General features: G+C 61.0%; 22 protein-coding genes. 15 read left to right on the top strand and 7 right to left on the bottom strand.

The window, feature by feature from the left end:
• Positions 1–530: 530 nt before the first annotated feature.
• The 3 genes from E8L22_RS10565 (at position 531) to E8L22_RS10555 (ending at position 6928) form a co-directional block, all read left to right on the top strand.
• On the top strand, positions 531–2672 hold the full coding sequence (locus tag E8L22_RS10565; RefSeq protein ID WP_136525148.1) for a sensor domain-containing diguanylate cyclase: 2142 nt from the start codon (positions 531–533) through the stop codon (positions 2670–2672).
• Between the two features lie 226 nt (positions 2673–2898).
• On the top strand, positions 2899–4986 hold the full coding sequence (locus E8L22_RS10560) for a PilZ domain-containing protein (RefSeq protein ID WP_136525147.1): 2088 nt from the start codon (positions 2899–2901) through the stop codon (positions 4984–4986).
• Positions 4987–4993: 7 nt separating this feature from the next.
• The gene (locus E8L22_RS10555) at positions 4994–6928 is read left to right on the top strand and encodes an HD domain-containing phosphohydrolase (RefSeq protein WP_136525146.1); all 1935 of its coding nucleotides are present in this window, start codon (positions 4994–4996) and stop codon (positions 6926–6928) included.
• On the opposite strand, the gene E8L22_RS10550 is transcribed toward E8L22_RS10555, so the two are convergent.
• On the bottom strand, positions 6916–7731 hold the full coding sequence (locus tag E8L22_RS10550; RefSeq protein ID WP_136525145.1) for a class I SAM-dependent methyltransferase: 816 nt from the start codon (positions 7729–7731) through the stop codon (positions 6916–6918). The two genes, E8L22_RS10555 and E8L22_RS10550, sit on opposite strands and share 13 nt — an antisense overlap.
• A 224-nt stretch (positions 7732–7955) precedes the next feature.
• Between E8L22_RS10550 and E8L22_RS10545 the strand changes: the two genes are divergently transcribed.
• Positions 7956–9179, top strand: a complete 1224-nt coding sequence (locus E8L22_RS10545; protein ID WP_136525144.1) for an OmpP1/FadL family transporter — start codon at positions 7956–7958, stop codon at positions 9177–9179.
• Between the two features lie 116 nt (positions 9180–9295).
• On the opposite strand, the gene E8L22_RS10540 is transcribed toward E8L22_RS10545, so the two are convergent.
• The 3 genes from E8L22_RS10540 to E8L22_RS10530 all read right to left on the bottom strand — a co-directional run bounded on the left by E8L22_RS10540 (position 9296) and on the right by E8L22_RS10530 (position 11688).
• Entirely contained in the window at positions 9296–10234 is a 939-nt protein-coding gene (locus E8L22_RS10540; RefSeq protein ID WP_136525143.1) for a hypothetical protein, read from the bottom strand.
• 131 nt (positions 10235–10365) lie between these two features.
• Positions 10366–11376 (bottom strand): transglutaminase-like domain-containing protein, encoded by a 1011-nt coding sequence (locus E8L22_RS10535; RefSeq protein WP_136525142.1) that lies wholly within the window; start codon positions 11374–11376, stop codon positions 10366–10368.
• A 45-nt stretch (positions 11377–11421) separates the two neighbouring features.
• Entirely contained in the window at positions 11422–11688 is a 267-nt protein-coding gene (locus E8L22_RS10530; protein ID WP_136525141.1) for a rhodanese-like domain-containing protein, read from the bottom strand.
• Positions 11689–11830: 142 nt separating this feature from the next.
• Here E8L22_RS10530 and E8L22_RS10525 point away from each other — a divergent pair, with 142 nt between their 5' ends.
• Positions 11831–12730, top strand: coding sequence for a selenium metabolism-associated LysR family transcriptional regulator (locus E8L22_RS10525; RefSeq protein WP_136525140.1), 900 nt, complete (start codon positions 11831–11833; stop codon positions 12728–12730).
• Between the two features lie 125 nt (positions 12731–12855).
• Here the strand turns inward: E8L22_RS10525 and E8L22_RS10520 are convergent, their stop codons facing one another.
• Positions 12856–13179, bottom strand: coding sequence for a peptide chain release factor family protein (locus tag E8L22_RS10520; protein ID WP_136526086.1), 324 nt, complete (start codon positions 13177–13179; stop codon positions 12856–12858).
• 227 nt (positions 13180–13406) lie between these two features.
• Here E8L22_RS10520 and dmpI point away from each other — a divergent pair, with 227 nt between their 5' ends.
• The 3 genes from dmpI to E8L22_RS10505 all read left to right on the top strand — a co-directional run bounded on the left by dmpI (position 13407) and on the right by E8L22_RS10505 (position 14478).
• Positions 13407–13598, top strand: coding sequence for a 4-oxalocrotonate tautomerase DmpI (dmpI, locus tag E8L22_RS10515; RefSeq protein ID WP_136513496.1), 192 nt, complete (start codon positions 13407–13409; stop codon positions 13596–13598).
• Positions 13599–13613: 15 nt separating this feature from the next.
• Positions 13614–14186 (top strand): flavin reductase family protein, encoded by a 573-nt coding sequence (locus E8L22_RS10510; RefSeq protein ID WP_136525139.1) that lies wholly within the window; start codon positions 13614–13616, stop codon positions 14184–14186.
• 64 nt (positions 14187–14250) lie between these two features.
• Positions 14251–14478: a hypothetical protein gene (locus tag E8L22_RS10505; RefSeq protein WP_136525138.1), complete on the top strand. Its 228-nt coding sequence runs from the start codon at positions 14251–14253 to the stop codon at positions 14476–14478.
• A gap of 68 nt (positions 14479–14546) precedes the next feature.
• On the opposite strand, the gene E8L22_RS10500 is transcribed toward E8L22_RS10505, so the two are convergent.
• Positions 14547–15341 carry an ADP-ribosylglycohydrolase family protein gene (locus E8L22_RS10500; RefSeq protein ID WP_136525137.1) on the bottom strand — a complete coding sequence of 265 codons (795 nt, stop codon included), beginning with the start codon at positions 15339–15341 and terminating at the stop codon, positions 14547–14549.
• A 51-nt stretch (positions 15342–15392) separates the two neighbouring features.
• Here E8L22_RS10500 and E8L22_RS10495 point away from each other — a divergent pair, with 51 nt between their 5' ends.
• Positions 15393–15971, top strand: coding sequence for an acyl carrier protein phosphodiesterase (locus E8L22_RS10495; protein WP_136525136.1), 579 nt, complete (start codon positions 15393–15395; stop codon positions 15969–15971).
• 23 nt (positions 15972–15994) lie between these two features.
• Here E8L22_RS10495 and E8L22_RS10490 read toward each other — a convergent pair whose 3' ends face one another.
• On the bottom strand, positions 15995–16273 hold the full coding sequence (locus tag E8L22_RS10490) for a hypothetical protein (protein WP_136525135.1): 279 nt from the start codon (positions 16271–16273) through the stop codon (positions 15995–15997).
• 140 nt (positions 16274–16413) lie between these two features.
• Between E8L22_RS10490 and E8L22_RS10485 the strand changes: the two genes are divergently transcribed.
• Genes E8L22_RS10485 through E8L22_RS10465 form a run of 6 tightly spaced genes read left to right on the top strand, consistent with a single transcriptional unit; the run spans position 16414 to position 23287 of the window.
• Positions 16414–16935 (top strand): chemotaxis protein CheW, encoded by a 522-nt coding sequence (locus tag E8L22_RS10485; protein WP_246044614.1) that lies wholly within the window; start codon positions 16414–16416, stop codon positions 16933–16935.
• Between the two features lies 1 nt (position 16936).
• Positions 16937–18016, top strand: a complete 1080-nt coding sequence (locus tag E8L22_RS10480) for a CheR family methyltransferase (protein WP_246044613.1) — start codon at positions 16937–16939, stop codon at positions 18014–18016.
• Positions 17973–18443 (top strand): hypothetical protein, encoded by a 471-nt coding sequence (locus E8L22_RS21725; RefSeq protein ID WP_246044612.1) that lies wholly within the window; start codon positions 17973–17975, stop codon positions 18441–18443. Before E8L22_RS10480 ends, E8L22_RS21725 begins: the two co-directional genes overlap by 44 nt.
• A 33-nt stretch (positions 18444–18476) precedes the next feature.
• Positions 18477–19085, top strand: a complete 609-nt coding sequence (locus E8L22_RS10475; RefSeq protein ID WP_136525134.1) for a chemotaxis protein CheW — start codon at positions 18477–18479, stop codon at positions 19083–19085.
• A gap of 58 nt (positions 19086–19143) precedes the next feature.
• The gene (locus tag E8L22_RS10470) at positions 19144–21000 is read left to right on the top strand and encodes a HAMP domain-containing methyl-accepting chemotaxis protein (protein WP_136525133.1); all 1857 of its coding nucleotides are present in this window, start codon (positions 19144–19146) and stop codon (positions 20998–21000) included.
• Between the two features lie 46 nt (positions 21001–21046).
• Positions 21047–23287 carry a hybrid sensor histidine kinase/response regulator gene (locus E8L22_RS10465; RefSeq protein WP_136525132.1) on the top strand — a complete coding sequence of 747 codons (2241 nt, stop codon included), beginning with the start codon at positions 21047–21049 and terminating at the stop codon, positions 23285–23287.

Raw genomic sequence — 23287 nt, 5'->3', positions numbered from 1 at the left:
CAACGGAGCGTGGAGTTTACCGGCTAAATGCGCGGGAATCAATCAAATTATTTCTCACGAGGCTCATGACGAACATTGCACTGTCAGCGGCGCCGTGGGTCGCCTTGAGACAAAGGTTCTTTTAATCAGTCAAGGCTCAGGCGTGACAAATTCGTCTTTTGTGAGCCCTTGCAAGGACGATACAGTGATGTTGCCCAATCCTTCCTGGAATCAAGCACATAAAACTATGATATGTGTGATTTAAAATACTGACTTTATGCATGAGGTCCATAATATTAACATAGCCCAAAATGCAGCAAGCCCTAACAACCTTCGCCAGTGAGTATACCGTCTGGCAGTGTTGAGTGAAGTCGAAGAAACCGGTAATTATCTAGATGTAATGTCCTTCGCTGATGGGGCGCTTGTGCCCTTTTGATAGAAAAACAGCGTGCGGACCTTGGCGCAGAACGTGCATTTTTGATGCGATTCCGGGCGCGGCCGATATGCCTGCCGCCTGTGAAAAGCAACTTTGAAACCGGAGTGACTGAAACGTGGCGCAGCAAACGGCTGACATACCACTTCACGACCTGCTGGTGCAGCTGAAGGAGCTTCCCTCCCTCGCGCACTACAGCCTTACCCTGTACCGCAGGCGTAACGGCGCCGTCGCGTCCTGTCACCAGTTCGAAACCTGCTCCACCATCGTCGAAGACCCTCTCTGCCGCGACGTATCCCGCCAGTTTTTCGAAGAAAACATGGACGTCTTCTTCGAGGAGGGAACTCCGTCGGTGTGCCGCTACGGCGGCGGATTCCTCGGATTCCTCATCCCCTTCGGCGTGGGCGGCGACGATTGCTGCCTCGTGGGCGACGGGGTGCGCGACGAGTCCATCGACCTGTGGCAGCTTGCCGCCCTTTCCCGCACCGAAGGCGGCGGAGATGCCTTTTCGCTGCTCCCTTACGTGGAATCGCTTCACACTGCACGCTACGAAGAGGTGGAGGAAGTAGCCCAGGAGGTGGGACGCGCCATCGAGCAATACCGTTTCCCGACGGTAAGCACTCCCCTCCCCCAGAACGCCGCCGCTCCCTGCGAGTCGGTCACCGACCAGCACCTGCAGGCCGTTTCCCAGGCGCTCGAGCGTATCGACCGATGTACCTCGGTCACCGCCTGCGTCGCCATCGGTTGCGAGACCATAGCCACCGAGTTCGAGGTCCCGCGCATCGCCGTGGCGCTCCCCGACGCCGAGGGTAAGTCCTATCCGGTGACCGGGGTGTGGGGGATGCCCGACGAGATCGGGGTCGTTCCGTCCGACGCGCTGCACCTGTTCCTGGCGCCGGCCAAAGGGGGTAAAGCGGTTCCCTACGACGCCAAGATGCGCGCCGTCCTCCCCGGGCTCAACACCGCCATGTGCGCCTTCTTCCCTCTCAAGTCTCAAGGGGAGCGGCTGGGCTTTTTGGCGCTGCCGGAGAGCGATATCCCGCAGAACTCGGCCCTGCTCATCAACATGCTGACCGGCGCCATGGCCGCCAAAATGAGCTGGATCGTGAGGGACGCGGAGCGCTCCAAGGAGAACGCCCTCTCCGAGCGCCTCATGTCGCTCACCGACACGCTGCTGCAGATCGACAGCAAGGAGCAGCTGTACGAGGCGATCATGAAGATCGCGTCCGACCTGATCGAGGCAACCCAGGGATCCATCATGCTGATCGACAAGGACGGCGAGGGGATGCACATCGTCTTCACGCTCGGCATGACGCTCAACATCGCCCGCTGTCTGCAGTTGAAGGTGGGCAAGGGGATCGCCGGCATGGTGGCGAAGACCGGGCAGCCCCTCCTGGTGAACGACGTGGAGAAGGACAGCCGCGTCGCCATGGCCAACCGGCTCCGCTTCAAGTCCAAATCGCTCATCTGCATCCCGCTAAAGCTTAAAGACAAGGTAATCGGGGTCTTGAACCTCTCGGACAAGAAGGACCTCCGCCCCTTCACCAACGCGGACCTGCAGCTCCTTACCTCGTTCGCGAACCTGGCCTCGCTCATGATCGAGCGTACCGAGGTGCTCGAGGAATCCGAACGTTTCGAACAGCTCTCGGTCACCGACGCCCTCACCGGACTTTACAACCGCCGCTTCCTGAAGAGCAGGCTCGAAGAGGAATTGAACCGCAGCACGCGCCACAGCCTGAACCTCACCATCATCTTCATCGACCTCGACTTCTTCAAGAGCTACAACGACCTCTGCGGGCACCTCGCAGGGGACGAGGCGCTCAAGATTACCGCGGACATCATCAAGGAATCGCTGCGCGAGATGGATATCGTCGCGCGTTACGGCGGCGAGGAGTTCTGCGCGGTTCTTCCGGGGACCTCGAAGAGCGAGGCACTCATCGTCGCCGAGAGGATCCGGACCGAGATCGAAAACAAGCGCTTCCCAGGCGAGAGCGACATTCCGTTGCGGCGCCTGACGGCAAGCCTCGGCGTCGCCTCCTTCCCCGAGGACGGCCGGACTTTCCACGATCTCGTGCACGCCTCTGACGTCGCGCTGTACGAGGCGAAGGCCCGGGGCAGAAACCGCACCGTCGCCGCGCGAAGCTCCGCGCCCCAGCAAGAGAAAAGCGTCGATGTGGAGCCGCTACAGGCCGCGTCTCCCCTCGCGAAAACCCTCGATTTCAACGCCTACCTGGAGGCATCGCTGCAGTCCAAAGGATGACGCCACCTTCAGCCCACCCCAACATGACGTTCCCTCCTGATAGAACCTCGGCTACTGCTGTATTTTTGTTGCTTCACACGGCGTTTTATTAGTGAAAATGTGTACGAATCGTGCTAATAATCACATCGCGCTTCGGAAGCATGCTTTGCGCTCTGCTGACAGCCGCCGGTCACGGTTATTTCGGCAGCACAGCCTTTGCTTTCTCCTGTCGCCATGTGAGGTCCTGATGAAAGACGCCAGCAAGATTCTTCAATTTGCCCGGCCAGATACAGTAATAGAGTTTGCACCCGGTTCAGAAAAGGAAGTTGGTCTAAACAAACTGATCAACAAACTGAACTTCATCAACTTCCAGGAAGAATCCATCCTTGTCAACTTCAGACACTCCAAATATCCCCGCACCGTAACGCTCGAGGCGGCTCCCCTCCCCTGTCTCAACAACAAGCTCGAATGCCGCTGGATCGCGACCGACGCCATGAACACATCGACGGTCGGCTGTATTTTCGACAACATATTCGTGGTGAGCGGCCACCGGCTTATCATGGCCGAGCCCGAGCTGATCAGCATCGACGAGGAAGGCGCCACCTTTCTCCTTCCCGACAAGTGCATCGAGGTAAACTACCGGAAGTCGCGCCGGCACCCCTGCCAGGGGATCGCCGTCGAACTGTTTCAAAACGGTGCGCGTCTCAACGGGACCCTGCTCGATTTCAGCGCTCTCACCTTCCGGGTAGAGGCAACGGGAGACGGCAGCAGGAACTTCAACTGGATCAACGACGAAGCGGCGGTGCAGGTCATCTTCAGCGACGATCACACCACCCTCTACTCGGCTGAGTGCCGCATCGCAACGCAGACGCTCGGGCACAGCCGCAGGATCTACGTCCTGGAGCCGCTGCAGGCCCACATGCGGCGCTTCAAGGCGAAGGAGGTCCGCAGCCTCCGCCACGAACTGCTCCCCTTGCCCAATGCCGTTTTCAGACACCCCTTCAGTCACAAAAACATCGACCTTAAGGTGCTGGACATCTCCGGGTCGGGCTTTTCCGTCTGCGAGGATTTCGAGTCGAGCGTCCTTTTGCCTGGGATGATCATCCCGGACCTGGAACTGCGCATCGGCAACGGCTTCGCAACGAGGTGCTCCGCGCAGGTGATCTACCGCGAGGACAAGCCGTTAAAGGAAAAGTCCTCCCTGGTGAAGTGCGGGCTCTGCTTTCTCGACATGGACATCCGCGACCATGTGAGCCTGCTCTCCATCCTTTACCTCGCCAAGGACAAGCACTCCTATATCAGCACGCAGATAGACCTCGACGCACTGTGGCAGTTCTTCTTCGACAGCGGTTTCATCTACCCGGAGAAGTACCACTACGTGCAGGCCAACAAGGCCCAGTTGAAGGAGACCTACCGCCGCCTCTACACGGAGAACCCGAGCATCGCGCGCCACTTCGTCTACCAGGAACACGGCACCATCCTGGGACACCTGGCGATGCTCCGTTTTTACCGGGGGAGCTGGCTTGTGCACCATCACGCCTCGAACAAGGCGGAGTCGAGCCTTGGCGGGCTCATCGTGCTGAACCATCTCTCGCACTCCACCAACGACTCCTACAACCTCAAGTCGTCGAAGATGGACTACCTCATCTGCTACTACCGCCCGGACAACAAATTCCCGAACCGGGTCTTCGGCGAAGCGGTGCAGGCCATGGGCGACAAGAAGGGTTGCTCCATCGACACCTTCGCCTACTTCCATTACCACCGCACCTTCTCGGACAACTGGAACTTCTCCGGCCCGTGGAGCCTCACCCGCACCACCCGCGAAGATCTGTTCGACCTCGAGGCCTTCTACGAGCAGCACTCCGGCGGGCTCATGCTGAACGCCTTCGACCTGGAGCCGGGGTGCGACTGCGGCGAACTCGCGCAGGATTACCGGGAGGCGGGCTTCAAGCTGGAGCGGCACCTCTACACGCTTAAAAGAGGCGGGACGGCCAAGGCGGTCATCATGGTCAACATCTCCGACATCGGCCTGAACCTGTCGGACCTGACCAACTGCATCACCGTATTGATCATCGACCAGGAACAGTTCCCGAAGGACATCCTGCTCATCGCGCTATCGATCATCACGCACAAGTACCAGCAAAACGACCTGCCGGTACTCGTTTACCCGGCGAGCTACGCAGAGCACACAGGTCTCCCGTTCGAACGCAAGTACACACTCTGGGCATTCAACATACAGACCCATACCTCCAAGTTCATCAAGTACCTAGGTGACCTCCACAACCGCAACAGGCACAGAAGGACGCAGGGAACAGAGTCGGCTCAAGGCACTTAAGGAACAGATGATGAACGATCCGTTATACAACAGCAGCATCATCGACACATACATCAAGCTGATAAAGAACCGGTACAACTTCATCAACGTCGGTGAACTGCTGAGCTACGCCGGGATGACCCCGCTCGAAGTGGCCGATCCGGGGCACTGGTTCACCCAGGAGCAGGTCAACCTCTTCTACGAACGCCTCCTGAAGCTTACCGGCAACGAAAACATCGCCCGAGAAGCGGGACGCTACGCCGCGTCTCCCGACGCCATCGGGATCCTCAGGCTCTATTTCCTCGGGCTCGTCGGGCTTGCGCGCGCCTTCAGCCTCATCGGGGATACCGTCAACTGCAACCTCGTCCGCTCCTCCACCTACACCTCGAGGCAGATCAGCAGCAACAGCTATGAAATCATCGTGACCCCGAGGCCCGGCACGCAGGAAGAGCCGTTCCAGTGCCAGAACAGGATGGGCTTTTTCGAAGCGGTGGCGAGCCTGTTCCAGGCAAAGCTTCCCCGCATCGAGCACCCGGAGTGCATCTTCAACGGCGACCCCGTGTGCCGTTACATCGTCACCTGGGAGAAGTCGAGCATCAACTTCTGGCGCTACGCGAGGAATTACGCCTTCGTCGTCATCCTCCTCGTGATGGGCCTTTGCTTCCGCGCCGGACAGATTCGGTCGATCTACCTATTTGCCCCTTGGGCGCTTTCCCTGCTCCTCGTCCTGAAGATCGGCTCCCTGCGCAGCGAGAAGACCGCCCTCTTCACCAGCCAGAAAAGCCTGAAAGACCTGAGCGACAACCTCTTCAAGAAGATGGAGATCAACTACACCAACGCCCTCGTCACCAACGAGATCGGGCAGGTGATCAGCAGGCAGACCGCGGTCAACGACATCCTGCAGAACGTGGTGCAGATCCTGGAGAAACGCCTCGACTACAGCCGCGGCCTCATCCTGCTCTCCAACCCGGAGAAGACGCGGCTCGTGTTCCAGGCCGGCTTCGGCTACCACGACGAACAGCTCGCCTTCCTCGGGAAAACCACCTTCCATCTGGACCGCCCCGACTCCAAAGGGGTTTTCGTCATCTCCTTCCGCGAACAGCGCCCCTTCCTGGTCGCTGACGTGAAGGAGATCGAAGGGAACCTCTCCGGCAAGAGCCAGAACTTCGCCAAGCAGCTCCTTTCCCAGACCTTCATCTGCTGCCCGATCATATGCGAGGGGGAGTCGCTCGGGATCATCGCCGTCGATAACCTGAAGTCGAAGCGGCCGCTCGTGCAAAGCGACGTCTCGCTATTGATGGGGATCGCACCGGTGATCGGCATCAGCATACGCAACGCAAAGCTGCACGAGGCGAAGTCCAACCAGTTCGGCTCGTTTCTCAAGGTCATGGCGGCATCCATCGACGCCAGGGACCCGCTCACCGCCGGTCACTCCGAAAAGGTCACCGAATACTCGGAAGAGATCTGCGAAGAACTGGGCCTTCAGCCGGCGGAGCGGGAGATGATCAGGGTGGCGGCGCTTCTGCACGATTACGGGAAGATCGGAGTCCCCGACGCGATACTGAAGAAAAACGGCCGGCTCTCGGAGATGGAGTATGAGATCGTCAAGACGCACTGCCACAAGACGCGCGACATCCTGGAACAGGTCAACTTCGAAGGGATCTACCGCGAGGTGCCGGAGATAGCCGGCGCCCATCACGAAAAGATCGACGGGACCGGCTACCCGAAAGGATTAAGGGGAAAGGACATACCGCTGGGGGCGAAGATCATCGCCGTCGCCGACTTCTACGAGGCGGTCACCTCGCAGCGCCACTACCGCGATCCGATGAAGACGGAGGACGCCTTCCGGCTGCTCCGGGAAGGGGCTGGAAGCCATTTCGACAGACACATCGTCGAAGCGCTCATCACATGCCGCATGAGAGCGGCAGAGCAGGAAGAGGGGCGCGAGGCTCAGGAAGCCTGAGGTTTGCGTCCGCGGCAGGAGATGATCGGTGTGTAGGTGAAACGACGCGGGTTGGCAAAGAAGCTGCGGAATTCCTCGAGAAACTCCTCGTATCCCCCGGCGTACTCATCAAAACCGTATCCTGACCTCTTGGCGGCGACCTCGACCTTCTTGGTCCAGTTGAACTCGTCGACCTGCTTCAACTCTCCGAAAATCTGGTGATGCGCCCCGACCTGCACGTCGATATCCTCGTAGCCCAGATCGTATAGGAAGGAGTAGAGCTTGCGGCCGACGTAGGGGTCGAAGTCGTCGTTCACCTCAAGGCTCCTGATCGTTGCGGCGACGGCGCGCTCCATCCGGGGTGAATGGCCGAAGTGGCTGAGGCAGTTGTAGTCAAGGTCGATGAGGCAGAGGATGCCCCCAGGCTTCACCGCCTCGGACATGTTCTGCACCAGTTGGAAGCAGTTGGAGAGGTGGTATTCGAGGAAGAACCGGCACCAGGCGAAGTCGAACTGCCCCAGGTAGTTGAGCGGCTGGTAAAGGTCGCAACGCTCGAAACTCACGGTGTCCGAGCCGTAGTGCTCACGGGCGTAGGCGATGCGTTCCTCGGAGAAGTCGACGCCGACCGCCCTCCCCCCGGGCTGTACCAGTTCGCCGAGCATCGCCGTGGTCTTGCCCGGGCCGCAGCCGATATCGACGACGCTCATCCCCGGTGCGAGCCCCGCCCAGCGTGCCTGCTCCCCGGTAACGGCGTTGTCGGTCTTCATGTCGAGCCGCAACGATTCTTCTGCGTGCTCCATCAGGTACTTCCGGTCTGACTGCATCAAACGCTCCTGTTAAGCTTTTCGAATCATTAGGGTTTATCACATCTCCCGCTGATTCGTCAATCAGGCAGTTGGGCAAGTCCCCACTGCTCAGCACACATTCCCGATAAAGCACGGCACATGCAAGCTTTACAAGATTGGTAGGCTATGGTATTTGGAATGCCGCCTGCCCTTGGGCGGAGCAGAAGGTGTCGTCGAATGAAATCAATCGTTGAGGAGGATCCATGAACTACAGGAAGAGCCTGATCGCCGGCGTGTTTGCATCGGCGGTCACACTCGGAGCAGGTGCTTTGTCCGCAGCCCACGCCGCCGGTTATGCAGTCTTCACCCACGGCGCGTCCGCGCTGGGACAGGGGAACGCGGTCACCGCCCACGCGAGCGACCCGAGCACCATTTTCTACAACCCCGCACTGATGAACAAACTGGAGGGGACCCAGCTCCAGGTCGGCACCACGGCCATATTCTCTTCCCGCGAGTACGCAAGCTCCGTCGGCAGCAACACCGCCTCCGACAGTGCGGCGTTTTTTCCGAGCACCTTCTACGTGACCCACAAGTTCAACGACAAACTGAGCGCGGGCTTCGGCGTCTTCAACCCCTTCGGCCTCGGCACCGAGTGGGGCAACGGCTGGGACGGCCGCTACATCGCGACCAAGTCGGAGCTCACCACCTTCGACTTCAACCCGGTCGTATCCTACCGCGTCCTCCCCTCACTCACCGTCGCCGCAGGCTTGGACGTCTTCTACCTCGACGCCACGCTGCAGAACATGCTCCCTAGCGGGATTCCGAATTTCGATATCGGGCAAAAGTTTAAGGGTGACGGCACGGGTATCGGCTTCAACGTAGCAGCAGCCTATGACATCTGCGACCACCTGACTGTCGGAGCTTCGTACCGCAGCCAAGCCCACGTGGACATTTCCGGCAAGGCAACCTTCTCCACTCCCCTCCTACCCTCCTTGAAAGGGAAGACCGACCTAACCCTGCCGCCCCAGTTCACCGCAGGCGTTGCATTCAAGGGGATCGAAAAACTCACAGTCGAAGCAGGGATGCGCTGGGAGGGGTGGTCCAAGTTCGAAGATCTGACAATCCGACTAGAGAACGACCAGAAGAAAACCACGCAAAGAAACTGGAAGGACAGCTGGGGGCTGAACCTCGGCGGCAGGTACCAGTACGACGACACCGTCGCCCTCCTGGCCGGCTACGTGTACGGCGACACCGCTGTACCGGACAGCACCTTCGACCCCTCCATTCCCGATGCCAAGACCCACGTCTTCTGCGTCGGCACGGACCTGAACCTGAAGCCGGTCACCGTCGCCCTCTCCTACGCCTATCAGCTCTACGAAAACCGGAGCAAGCACAACACGCTCTACGGAGTTGACGAAACGTCCGCCAACGGCAAGTACGAAAACGACGCACACCTTGTGGCGGTCTCCGTCGGCTACAAGTTCTAGATAAACACCTGCTTGAAAGTAAAAAGGCCTCTTCCCTGACGGGAGAGGCCTTTTTGCATTCAATAAATGTCCAGCGGTCGACGCCTTCTCAGGCGGGATAGTGCCCGTCGTCCTGGTTACTTCGCCTTGGCGAGCTTCGGCTCCATGCTGCGCACCAGGTCATCGTAGGCGACAAGCGCCTTGATCTGCGGCGAGGTCTTCTTGACCGTAGTGTCGAAAAACTGAAGCTTCGTATTGAACACCTGGGCCTTGTTCCTGAGGGCCGCGGTGCTCTCGGCGAGGAAACTCTTCTCCGCCTTGTCGTCGCTTTTAAGAAGCGCCTTCGTCTTGTTCCAGTATTCGTCCGTGGTGCCGACGTAGTGGTTCAGGCTCTCCAGGAACGAAAGCGACGAAGTGGAAAGCTGGGAGGTGGTGGCCAAGCGCTCCTGCACGTCCCCCATCCCCTTAAGAAGATCCTGGTCCGCGAAACGGACGAGATCGGAGACTTCCTGGTTGTAGTTCGGCTTGTTCGGGTCGAGGGCGTCTGCGCGGTTCAGGAACTGCTGCGAAGTCCCCAGGTACTTGTTGATGGAAACCGATGTGGCCCCGAGGGAAACCGCAGCGTCGGAGACGAACTTGGTGAAGAGCGAGGCCTGTCCCGCGTAGGGAATCGGCAATACCCTGGCGAAGCGCGCCGCGACCGAGCCGGCCTGAATGTACTTGGAATATCCGGCAACGTGTCCGGACATCCATTTGACGTAGCTCTCGAAGTCGGCCATCGACTGACGCTGGGCACGCACGTCAGCGGTGATTTCCTTGAGCCTCTTGCTGTTGCGCGCGGCGAGATCGGTCGAGGTGATGCTACAGCTTTGCAGCGCCTTGAGCTTCTCCTGAAGGAGCGCGTTCTCTTGGGTGAGTGCGGCTATGGTGGCGGCCTGGTCGCCGGTCTGCGGCATGACAACGGCGGCCGGGGTTGCAGCTGCAGGGGAAGCGGCCGGGGCTTCGGAAGCCATGGCATGGGACGCGATGAAGCCGGCGCCGAGGATGGATGCGGCGATAACGATGCGGATTTGCACGGGTAAGCTCCTTGGACAAAATCGGACAAACAGTATGGGAAGATACATCAATCGCACCGGACAGACAAATAAAAAAGGGGCCGCGCAGAGGAGTGCGCGGCCCAAGTTCAAGACTGAGGTAACTTCTTTATCTATTTTTCCTTGTAGCTTATCCGGTAGCTAAACCCTTTCGGATCGTACCAGTTGAGCACATCGCCGCCGACCTCGGCATAGGGATAGCCGAAGGTGTTGAGCGGAGCGCCGGCCTGGGGCGGGTTCAACACAACGTCACGACCCGAGGCGATCTTGAAACGGTACGGATCGATCCCCCCCCAGAAGTATTCGCGGTACGCACGTGTCTTGGCGTCGCCAAGTTCGAGCTTCTCGACGAGCATCGCCTTTCTCACGTCGGCGGGGTCGACCGGGACCCAGCCGGTGCCGGGGAGGAAGAACTCGACCCAGCAGTGCTGCCAGGTGGTGATATCCTCCTCGGCCTTCTTGCCGAGGCGCACGCCGAAGACCTCGCGCGCCGGCACCCCGGCGGCACGGACAAGGGCGATGTAGACCGAGGAAATGTCGGTGCACTTGCCGCCCGGCTTCTTCAGGAGTTCGCAGACATCCCCCTTGCCGCAGCCGACCGTCGCCGGGTCGCGGTACATGTTCTCGCAGGTCCAGTCGTAGATCGCCCTTGCCTTCTCCAGAACGGTCTTTTTGCCTTTGACGATCGATTGGGCGAGCTTCTTCACCTCGCCGTCCACCGGCCCCATCGAGGTCGGAGCAAGGTATTCCGCGTAATCAGCAGGGTTCCATGCCGGTTCCTTGCCCGACAGGTTCTTCATCTGGATTTCCTCGCGCTCCACCTTGAAGGTGTAGGTGAGCTTGCGGCTCTTCGCGTCCTTGTCCCACTGGGCGAAAAGCATCGGCGTGCCGTTCACCTTGTCGGTGTAGACCGCAGAAGCGGAGAAATCACCGGAAACCTTGACGTCGGTGACGTTCTGGTACCGGTCGGATACGGCGTAGGGCACCCAGAGTTTCGTCTCCTTACCCGCTTCCTGGCAGGAGAGATCGACTTCGACGCTCACGATACCGCTGCGGCTCTGGCCCCAGGCGGCGGGAGCGAGGCAGAGGGATAGGGCCAAAAGCGGCAGCAACAACCTTTTCATTCGGACTCCTTGTTCAGACGTATATTCAACGGCACGATGCCGTGCCTAAAGCTGCGACTTGACCACAGGCAGGCCAGCCTCTTTCCATTCGGAAAGGATGGCCTGGTAAATGGAGGGATAGGCGAGCTTCATAAGCTTGCGATAGGCGGAGTAGCTGCGACCGCCGCCGTTGCAGTAGACGATGCCTCCCTTCTCCTTGGGTAGAAGTGCCACGCCCTTTTCAAAATCTTTTTCGATGATGTTCACCGCGGCAGGCAGAGGGGCTACCTGGTACTCTTCGGGCGATCCTATGTCGATTCCCGCTGCGATCACGAAGGCCTCTTTTTATGGTTATCTCAGGCGGCCGAAGCAGAATAAGGGCCTGACATCAATAACCAATTGACCATCAAGAGTCAAATTGATAAATTCGATAAAATAAATACTATGGATCGTATCGACCAATAAGGAGGGGACGGTGAACCTGAAACAGCTCGAAGTGTTCATAAAGGTAGCTGAAAGCGGGAGTTTCTCGAAGGGAGCGGAGGCCACCTTCATCACGCAGTCCACGGTCAGCCAGCATATATCCGCACTGGAAGGCGAATTCGGCATGAAGCTTCTGGACCGCACCGGCAAGGGGGCACTACCGACCGAGGGGGGGAAGATACTGCTCGAGCGAGCACGCAAACTTATAGACTCCGCGAAAGAGATCCCGGTCGCCATGGCGCGTTTCAAGGGCGTCGAGGAGGCCGAGCTTAACATCGCGGGAAGCAGCATCCCCGGCGAGTACATGATCCCGGCGGCGCTGCCGCTGCTCATCAGCCGTTTCCCCGGGGTCACCATCGTGCTGCGCCAGGGGGACAGCCGCGATGTGCTGGGAAAGCTGATCTCAGAAGAAGTGGAGTTGGGTGTGGTAGGCGGGCGTTTCGAGGAGGAGAGCCTCGAGTTCATGCCGCTTGCCGACGACGAACTCGTCCTGATCGCGCCCGCAGGGCATCGCTGGAGCGGCAAGAAGGGAATCAGCAAGGAGGATTTGCTGGGCGAGCAGGTCGTGCTTAGGGAGACAGGTTCCGGCACCGGAAAGGCTGCCGCTCAGGCCCTGCGCGAGGCCGGGATAGACTCCGCGCGGCTCAATGTGGCGGCGCATCTTGGGAGCAACGAGGCGGTGAAGCGTGCGGTGATTGCCGGAATCGGGGTATCCTTCGTCTCGGCGGTTTCGGTACAGCACGAACTGGAGCAGAAGTCACTTGTGCAGGTTCCTGTCGACGGCGTCAGCATAAAGAGGCAGTTTTTCCTCGTGAGCCGCAGAGGTAGGGAACTCTCCCCCGCCGCCCTCGCCTTCAAGACCATCATGACGGAGATGTATAAAGGCAATTGACAATGGACAATTGATAATTGATGACTAAAGACCTTCTGTCTCCGGCAGAACGGTCAAAGACGCAGACGAATTACTGTCGATTGCGGTGGAAGCTGTGCCAGTATTAGTTGTCAATTGTCAATCAGTTACTCTTCAATTCTTCTCCCCCTCCCCTTCTTCCTTTCCGATACCGCCTTCTTGTCGGAAAGCCGCTTCTCCTTGGCGCTTCTCGGCACCTTGGTCTTTACCCTCTTCTTCGCCTTTTGCTCGCGCCTGCGCAGCAACTCGGCCAGCCGCTCCAGCGCCTTTTCCCTATTTTGGGCCTGCGAGCGGCTCTCGCTTGCCTGCGCCACGATTCCGGTCGGGAGATGGCGTATGCGCACCGCGGAGTCGGTCGTGTTGCGGTGCTGGCCGCCGGGCCCGGAGGCGCGGTAGAATTCCACCTTTATGTCAGCTTCCCTGATCTCGATCATATACTCTTCAATCCTTCCAACCTACTCACTGCTGCGCGTTACACTGTAGCCGTAACAATCGTAACTTCAACAACTAACGCCCCTATACTCATATTTACCGGTTTACCGGATTACATACTCGCACAGTCGTGAAGCTTGCACATTCAGCCCGTGTTGAACTGCCGTGAGATATCTGTTACAGTGCCACACTTCTGGAAAAAACTGACTTAAGGAGGAGCACCTGCATGCCCGTCATCACCATCGACCTTGGAACCATGGCGAACAAAGAGAAAAAAGGCGAACTGGTTCAGGCTTTGACAGAAGCCGCCAGCACTGTAACACAGATCCCGGCCGAAAAGTTCATCGTCTTCATCAAGGAGATGGAGCGCGACAACATCGGCGTCGGCGGCAAGCTCCTGTCCGACATCATCAAATAATTCCACGGAGGACCTATGAAAAAGAGTCTGGGCAAGGCAACCCATGCCATGCCGACGCCGGTCTGGCTGGTCGGTACCTACGACAGTGAAGGAAAAGCGAACCTCGCCACCATCGCCTGGGGGGGCGTCTGCAGCTCCGACCCGGCCGCGGTAACCGTCTCGTTGCGAAAGTCGCGGCACAGCTACGACGCCATCATGGAGCGCCAGGCGTTCACAGTAAATATCCCCTCCCGCGACTTCGTGGCCGCCGCCGACTACGCCGGTATCGCCTCGGGCAAAAACGCCGACAAGTTCGCCGCCTCAGGCCTCACGCCGGTGAAAAGCGATCTGGTCGACGCACCGTACGTCGCCGAGTTCCCGCTCGTTATCGAGTGCAGGCTGCTGCAGACCGTGGAGATCGGGGTGCACACCCAGTTCATCGGCGTGATCGTAGACGTCAAGGCCGAAGCATCGGTGCTCGACGAAGCCGGTCTCCCCGATCCGACCAAGGTGCAGCCCATCGTCTACAGCCCGACCAACCGCGGCTACTACGCACTGGGCGAAAAAGTGGGCCAGGGTTTCGACATCGGGAAACAGTTGATGAAGTAACTGGAGCCTCGCCGCTCATACGGTATACTCCTTCCCGTTATCCCATCTGGGCTGAGGGAGTGCCATGGACGACGAGACCTTCAAGAGGGAAGTGCTGGACCGGCTGCAACAGATCATCGAGATGCTCACCTCGATCCTGCCTGAGGCATGCATCGAGGAGCCGGCAGAGACAACAGCGGCAACGGGCATAGGGGTGCGAAACAGAGCCGACGAAGCTTATTCGATGCTTGAGGAAATGCAGGATAACTACCAGTACGTCGCTGAGAAATGGCAACGTGAGCACGGCGCCTGACGCTTCTTATCCCCGCACCTTAAAAGGCTGGTTGACCGATGGTCGACCAGCCTTTGCTGTTTCAGCGTTTACCCTTTTGCAGCAGCAAAGCGCCCCGCAACGAAGCGCGCTTCGAAAGCGACCGTCACCCGCCTCAACCGATCATCCAGAAAATCCATGGTCCGCTCCGCGATGCGAGCCGGGACCCCACCGTAGAAGGCCTCGGCAATCGCCCCGGTGATGCAGGCCAGGGTGTCTGAGTCGCCGCCCAGGGAGACGGCGAGGCGGATGGCGCCTTCGAAATCGTTTGATTCCAGAAACGCGGTGACAGCCTGCGGAACCGTCCCCTGGCAGGAGACATCGAAACGGTACGAGGGCCTGATCTCATCGCAGCTGAGCGCGAGATCGTAGCCGAATTCCCCGGCGATGAAGCTGCGCAACTCGTCCTTTGAGGCGCCGCTGCGCCCCAGAAAGACCGCACCGGCAACGGCCTGCGCCCCCTTTACCCCTTCGGGGTGCCCGTGGGTCGGGAGGGTGTAGTTCCGCGCCATGCACAAAGCGTCGGCGAGCGTGTCGCAGGCCCACCCCACCGGGCTCACGCGCATCGCGGCGCCATTGCCCCAGCTGTTGTAAGGCTTGGGGGCGTCCGACTCGGCCCACGCAACGAAGCCCCTGCCGTACCCCGCGTCCGGGTAGCTGCGGTAGTAATGCCTCATGGTGTCGTCGTACGGCGCGCCGGTCATGATCGCGTCGGCGAGCGCCACGGTGAGTACGGAGTCGTCGGTAAAGCGGCAGCTATCCTGGAAGAGCGGGAATTCAGTGCTCTTTATGTTGTTCCACTCGTAGATGGAGCCGACTATGTCTCCGGTCAGAGCACCCAGCATGGCGCTTTACCCCCTACCCCGCTTCGAGCGGTTCTGGTATCATCCCTTCTCATGAACTACCTGTTCCATCTATACCTCTCCGGCGACGACCCCGACATCCTCACCGGCAACTTCATGGGTGACTTCGTGAAGGGGCGCCTCACCGACGCCTATCCGGACAAGCTGCGACGCGGCATAGAACTGCACCGTCGCATCGATTCCTTCGCCCAGAACCATGCGGCTTTCACCGCGAGCAGGAAGCGCCTGGGGGCCGACTTCGGCCTGTACCGCGGCATCATGGTCGACATCTTCTATGATCACTTCCTCGCCGTGGGATGGCGGCAATGCAGCACTGAAGCGCTCCCGGACTACCTAAAGCGCGCACGCGCAAGCGTCGAGGCGCGCCGCGACCAGCTCCCGGAGCGTCTCAAGGGACTGGTGCCGGTGATCTTCGAGGAGCTGATCCCTTCCTACCTGCACGCCGAAGGGGTGACCGATGCTCTGCGGCGCATGTCGCGGCGCGTGCCGAGGGCGAACCCGCTCGCTTCGGGCGGCTTGGAGCTTACCCGCCACTACCGCCTCTTGCAAGAGGATTTCCACGCCTTCCTGCCCGACATTCGCGGTTTTGCCGAGGAAACGCTCCGGCGCTGACCTTTCTTCCGGGCGGCAACCTTTCAGATGATGCGCGTGAATTTTTCCTTCGGGTAGATGGAGCGTGCGAAGAAGTCGACGAAATCGTCGACCACCTGTTCCACGAGGGCCGGTTCAAGTACTTCGGGGCACTCCTCCTTCGGTGGACCATCGAACTGCATGGTAAACTTCCGCATTTCCAGTTCCGCACTTATCGCACTGCCGCGCAGGCCGTCGCCATCCGGTTCGCGCTCCCAATAGACGCGCGCGTATGGCAGGGCCTCCCTCAGTCTCAACATGATCTGCCTGCCGATATCGTGCATCGGCTCACCTCCCGCTAACATTCCGATTTGGCAAAACAGCTGCAATACTAGCGGCACCCGCCGGATTTGCAATCGCTAACGACTGCAAGTTCTCAAAGCGCACCTTCCCCCTTTTTCGCCCTTAAAACCTACAAATACGCTTGAATCCAAGCCCGGCACGAGGTACATTAGAGAGCCGCATAGACGCCGCTAATTGGAGAAGACCGATCGACACGATTCAACTGCTCATCTTCACCCTTGACGACCAGCGTTACGCGTTGCGTCTGGACCACGTAAAACGGGTGGTCCGGGCGGCGGCCCTCACCCAGCTCCCCAAGGCCCCGGACGTTGTAATGGGCATCCTGGACCTGCACGGAGAGATCGTTCCCGCTATCAATCTGAGGAGGCGCTTCAGGCTCCCCGAGCGCCCCGTCGCCTTGAGCGACCAGTTCGTCATCGCGCGCACCGGCAGGCTCACCCTTGCCCTGGTCGTGGACGGTTCCGAAGGGGTCATCGAGCCGCCTGCGGCCGGCATCCTTGCCGCCGACGAAATCGTGGCGGGAGCCGGGTTCGTCGCCGGAGTGGCGCGGACCGCGGACGGACTGGTACTGATCCACGACCTCGACGCCCTGCTCTTCCCTGACGAGGAGGCGCAGATCGCCGCGGCGCTGGAACGCACCTGACATGGCGGATTCGCAGACAAGCGCGACGCTGCAGCTGTTCGCCGCGTTCGTAGCAAAAGAACTTGGGCTTCACTTCCGCAAGGAACGCTTTGCCGAACTGGCGCAGAAGATGGCTACCCTTGCGCACCAGGAAGGGGTCGAGGAACTGGAGCGTTACCTGCTGCAGCTCATGTCCGCACCCCTGGGAAAGGAGCGGCTGCGGCTTTTGGCCAGCGCCCTCACCATCGGCGAGACCTATTTCCTGCGCGACCCGAAGAGCTACCAGGTGCTCGAGGAACGGGTGCTCCCGGGACTGATCGCGGCCAGGCGGCGCGGCAACCGCACCATCCGGATCTGGAGCGCCGGATGCTCCACCGGTGAGGAACCGTACAGCATCGCCATCATCCTGAGCCGTGTACTCCGGGACACGACCGGCTGGAAGATCACCATCCTCGGCACGGACCTTAACGAGCACGCCCTTGAGCGGGCCCGGCTGGGGGTGTACGGCAAATGGTCCTTCCGGAACGCCCCCGGGTGGCTCATGAATTATTTCACCCAGCGGCCGGACGGCAGCTTCGAGATCGCAAACGGCATCAGGGAGATGGTCCGCTTCGGGCATCTGAACCTCGCCGAGAACGCCGATACCCCTTCCCCCATTGCCGGGGGTGCGGATGTCATCTTCTGCCGCAACGTGATGCTCTATTTTCACGAGGAGCAGATCGAGAAGACCGTCGCCAGGTTCCGCCGCGCTGAGGCCTGGCGGCTGGCTCTTCATGGGACCGACCGAGGTGGACCACCACAAGGTGGAAGGTTTCACCTGCCACATCTTCGATGGCGCCCTCGCGCTGAAAAGAAGCGACCCGCGCCAGAAAGCCACGCGAGCCGCGTTTCGGGTTACTGCCGGCATGCCGGCGCCCCTGCCAGGTGCATACCCCGGGCGTGTGGTCGGGCGGACCATGACATCCGCCGCGGAGAAGCAGCCCCCGGTCAACAAAAAGAGGGGCGGGGCGGAACTCCATGCGGCGCCGGCGATAGCAGCCACACCGCAGGGCCCGGACGTGCTGCAGCAGGCGCTTTCGCTCTTCGACACGGGAGCCTATGAAAGGGCAGCCGAAGTTGCGCTTGCCGGGGGAGAGCATGCGGAGCAGCTCGCCCTCGCGGCTCGCTGCTACGCGAACCTCGGGCGCTACGGTGAGGCTCGCGAGCTCTGCGAAAGATCGATCCGGCTCGAGCGGCTGAACCCGAACAGCCACTACCTCCTCTCCATGATCCGCGAGCAGGCGGGGGATGACGAAGGGGCCATCACTTCGCTTAAGCACGCACTCTACCTCGACCACGACTACCTGCTCGCCTATTTCGCGCTCGGAAACCTATTCCGCAAGCGCGGCGAGCGGCAGGAGGCGGAACAGAGTTTCGGCAATGCCCTGCGCCTTTTGCAGCGGCTCGACCCGAACGAGGCCATCCCCGACACCGAGGGGATGACAGCCGGCATGTTGATCCACCTGATCAAGGGCATCAGCAGGCGGTAAGGCAGCACGGTTTTCACGCTTAGGAGAAGAAGCATGTCGCAGAGAAGTTCCGCCATAGACTGGGCCTCACTGCTCACCCGCCAGCAGGCTGCCTTCGACGCCGTTCTCCAGGACCGGCACGACCACGAGCGCGAGCAGTTGCTGCTCCAGGAACGCGCCCGGGTCATGAGCCGAAAACCTGCCGAGGACGCCGGGAGTGTTGCCTGCGTCGACTGCCTGGAGTTCACCCTCTCCGGCGAGCACTACGCCATCGACCTCTCCTTCATCGCGGCTACGCTTCCCCTGGCCGACTTCACCCCCTTGTTCTGCGCCCCTCCCTTCGTCCTGGGGATCACCAGCGTGCGCGGCAAGATCATCTCCATCGTCGACCTGCGCCGCTTTTTCGAACTCCCGGCAACCGGACTTTCCGACCTGAACCGGGTGATCGTTGTAAGCGACGGCACCATGGAATTCGGCGTCCTGGCCGACCGCGTCGAGGGGATGCGCTCTCTGCCCCTGTCGGAACTGCACCCGACACCCGACACCTTTACCGGGATGAGAGGCGAGTTCCTTGCCGGGGTAACCGCCGAACGGCTCGCCCTGCTAGACATGGCCAGGATCCTGGCCGACCCGCGCCTCATCGTGCACGAAGAGGTCGGGTAGACATTGAAATCAAGATCGAGGTTGATGCCGCCATCTCAACCTGACTTTTGGAGGTTCCATGCTCAGCAACCTTAAAATCCGCTCCAGACTGATCGCAGGCTTTTCAGTGCTGCTCGTGTTCCTGGTCCTGATCGGCGCGCTCTCCCTCAAGAACCTCGCCGCCGAGGGGCGCCTGCTCAGCGAGTTCTACGAGCACCCCTTCACGGTGACCAATGCGATCCAGCAGGTCGACACCAACATCGCCCGGATGCACCGCGGTATGAAGGACGTAGTCCTATATGCAGCCGACCGTGAAGACCTGGAAGCGACCCTTGCTGAGATAGCCAAGGACGAGCAGGAGGTTTACCGCGGACTAGCCCTCGCCCGCGAGCGCTTCCCCGGCGATCAGGCGAAGATCGACCGGATCAAGGAGTCGATGGATCAATGGAAGGAGGTCCGCGCCAAGACCATCGCGCTCACCCGGCAGGGTAAGGTGAAGGAGGCGGTCGCCTTCCACAAGAACTACGCCCGTCGCACCGTGGCCCAGATCGATGCCCAGGTGGAAGAGGTGCTGAAGGCATCCCAAGCAATGGCCAGCAATTTCGCCGCGGAATCCGCAAGGAACCAGCGCTTCACCTTCGCGATCACCGCGGTCCTCGTGGCACTCGCCTGCATCATCGCCGCCATGATCGCCTTCGCCATCACCGCATCCATCACAAGGCCCTTAAACGACGCCGTGCAGGCCGCCGACCGCCTGGCCCAGGGGGACGTCTCCGTCGAGCTCGACAGCGCCTCTCCCGACGAACTGGGACAGCTTTTACGGGCGATGAGGAAGATGGTGCTCTCCCTGCGCCGCATGGGAGAGAACGCGAACCGGATCGCCATCGGCGACCTCGATCTCGAGGTGGTTCCCCTCTCCGAGCGCGACGTCTTCGGCAACGCCATGAGCAACATGGTTGCCTCCCTGAAAAGGCTCGCCGCCAGCGCCGACCGCATCGCAGCCGGGGATTTAACCATCGAGGTGCTCCCCGCCTCGGATAAGGACCGCCTGGGCAATTCCTTCAGCGTGATGACCAGAAATCTCAGGGACTTGAGCCTCGAAATCTCCGAGGTGGTGAGCGTCCTCGCAGGGAGCGCCGCCGAAATCATGACCACGGTGAGCGAGCTTGCCTCCAGCTCGGCCCAGACCGCCACCTCCATCTCCGAGACCAACGCCACGGTCCAGGAGATCCGCCAGACCACCGACCTCACTTCGCAGAAGTCGCGCCAGGTTTATGAGGGGGCGCACCGCTCCGCGCAGATCGCCAAGACCGGCCGTGACTCCGTGAACAGTACCCTGGACGGCATGCAGGGGATCGACGAGCGCATGGGCTTCATCGCCGAACGCATCGTGAACCTCTCCGAGCAGAGCCAGGCCATCGGCGAGATCATCGCCACGGTAGCGGACCTCGCCGAGCAGTCGAACCTCCTCGCGGTGAACGCCGCCATCGAGGCCGCCAAGGCGGGTGAGCACGGCAAAGGATTCGCCGTGGTGGCCCAGGAGGTGAAGAACCTCGCCACCCAGTCGAAGCAGGCGACCTCCCAGGTGCGCAGCATCATAGGCCAGATCCAGAAGGCCACCACCGCTGCCGTCCTTGCCACCGAGCAAGGGAGCAAGGCGGTCGAGGCCGGCATGAAGCAGTCAAGCGAAGCGGGCGAGTCGATCCGCCAGCTCGCCGCGAGCATCGAGGACTCCTCGAACGCGACGCTGCAGATCGTCACCTCGACCCAGGAGCAGGCGATCGGCATGGACCAGATCGCCATCGCCATCCAGAGCATCAACCAGGCAAGCGATCAGAACGTGGAGGGGTCGCGCCAGATCGAAGCGGCGGCGAAAAACCTCTACGAGCTGAACCAGAAGCTGCAGAAACTGGTGAGCGGCTACCGGCTCGCCTGATCCCCCTCAGCGGCGGGCGATCACGAATTAAGGTGACTATTACGACATGAGCGACCACGAGGCGCTGTTAAAAGAACTGCTCGCGACCTTCGCGATAGAGGCGCAGGAACACCTGGACGCCCTCTCCTCCCATCTCCTCGCCCTGGAACGCGAAGAGGAGGAGGCAGGGCGGCAGCGCCTGCTTGAAGGGGTGTTCCGCCGCGTGCACACCCTGAAAGGGGCGGCGCACGCCGTGAACCTCGCCGACGTCGCCCATGACTGCCAGGAGCTGGAGGAGGTGCTGGCAGGGATCAAGCGTGGCGAGGCCGAGTTCGGTATGGAAACCTTCGATCTCCTGCACCGCGAGATAAACCGGCTTTCGGCCCGCATCTTCCCGGCAGGCGCCCCCACCGCCGCACCTGCACCGGCGCCGCAACAGAGTGCTTCCCAAAGCGTTCCCCCCTCTCCTCTTCCGACGGTGCCCACGCCCCCTGTTGTTGCCGTTGCGGCCACCCAGGCGCCTACCCCGGAAAAGCCACGCCCTTCACCGCCCTCCTATGCCGCCGACGAAACGGTGCGGGTCTCCGCGCGGCTTCTCGAGACGCTCCTTTTGCAGTCCGAGGAACTGGTCTCCGCGAAACTTGCCGCCTCGGTACTGCAGGAGGAACTCTCCACCCTTGCCGGCGAGGTAGCCGAGCGTGGCGCTGAGCGCGACCGCTCCCTCGAGGCGGCAAGGCGCGCGCTCAAGAAGGGTACCGACGGTGAGGCCTCGCTGGCCGGACTTCTCGAACAGAGGTGCCGGCATGAACGTACCGTGGAGGGGCGCCTGCGCCTCCTGGAGAAGAACGCGGAAAAGCACACCCGTTCGCTGCAGGCTCTCGTCGACCCGCTCCTCGAGGAGATGAAGAAGCTGCAGCTCCTCCCATGTTCCTCGATCCTCGACCCGTTCGCGAAACTGGTGCGCGACCTTACCCGCGAGCTCGGCAAGGAGGCCGACTTCTCCCTCTCCGGAGGAGAGCTGGAGTTCGACCGCCGCATCCTGGCCGAGCTTATGGAGCCGCTTTTGCACCTCGTGCGCAACACGGTAGATCACGGCATCGAGCTGCCGCAGGCAAGGGAAGCCGCGGGAAAGCCGCGCCGCGGCACGGTGAGCGTCGAGGTGAGGCTGCAGGACGCGAACCGCGCCGAACTCATCCTAACCGACGACGGCTGCGGCATCGACCTCGAGCAGGTGAAACGTTCTGCGCTGCGCCGGGAACTCGCCACCGAGGAGGCCATCGCGCGCATGCCCGACGCCGAGGCGCTTCAATTCATCTTCGAGTCCGGGCTTTCCACCAGCGGCACCATCAGCAGCATCTCCGGACGCGGGGTCGGCCTCGCCATCGTACGCGAGACGCTGGAGCGGCTGGGGGGGCACGTCTCGGTCACAAGCACGCCCGGCGCGGGAACGAGCTTCCGGCTCGTCTTCCCGCTCTCATTCGCCCGGATGCGCGCGCTCTTGGTGCAGGTCGCCGGCCGCTACTGCGCCATCCCGGCGACGGTGGTCGAGCTGAGCGCGCGCGTGCCGCTCTCAGAGGTGAAACGGGTGGAAAACCGCGACACCGTGGTCGCGGCGGGCGAGGTGCTCCCGCTCGTCTCACTGGCCGGCATCCTGGAAACTGGACGCCGGAGCGTCGAGCCGGACACCACGGTCTCTTACGTCCTCTTGCGCGCCGCCGACCGGCGCATCGCTTTCGCCGTGGATCAGGTGATCGGGGTGCAGGAGATACTGGTGAAGCCGCTCGGGCGCCAGCTCTCGAGGGTGCGCAACGTCGCTGGTGCCACCGTGCTCGGTTCGGGGCGCGTGGTCCCCGTTTTGAACGTTGCCGACCTCTTCCGCTCCGCCCTGGGGGGCGGTGCCGACGTCACCTCCCTGCCGGTACCAAGCGCCCCGGCTCGCCAGGCGCGGGTTTCCGTTCTGGTGGCGGAAGATTCCATCACCTCGCGGACCTTGCTTAAGAACATCCTGGAGGCCTCCGGCTTCCTCGTGCGCACCGCGGTCGACGGGGCGGACGCCATGGCACAACTTAAAACCGACCCCTGCGACGTGGTGGTCTCCGACATCGAGATGCCGCGCATGGACGGCTTCGAGCTCACCCGGTCGATCCGCGCCGACGCGAAGCTCGCCTCGCTCCCCGTGATCCTCGTCACCGGGCTCGAGTCGCGTACCGACCGGGAGCGCGGCATCGACGTCGGTGCGAGCGCCTATCTCGTGAAGAGCAGCTTCGACCAGACCAACCTCATCGAGGTCATCCAGAAACTCACCTGA

It is taken from the genome of Geomonas ferrireducens, assembly GCF_004917065.1.
In the GTDB taxonomy this organism is placed as follows: Bacteria; Desulfobacterota; Desulfuromonadia; order Geobacterales; family Geobacteraceae; genus Geomonas; species Geomonas ferrireducens.
Note: the sequence above shows the minus strand (reverse complement) of the source record. Positions and strands in the feature narration are given on the sequence as shown.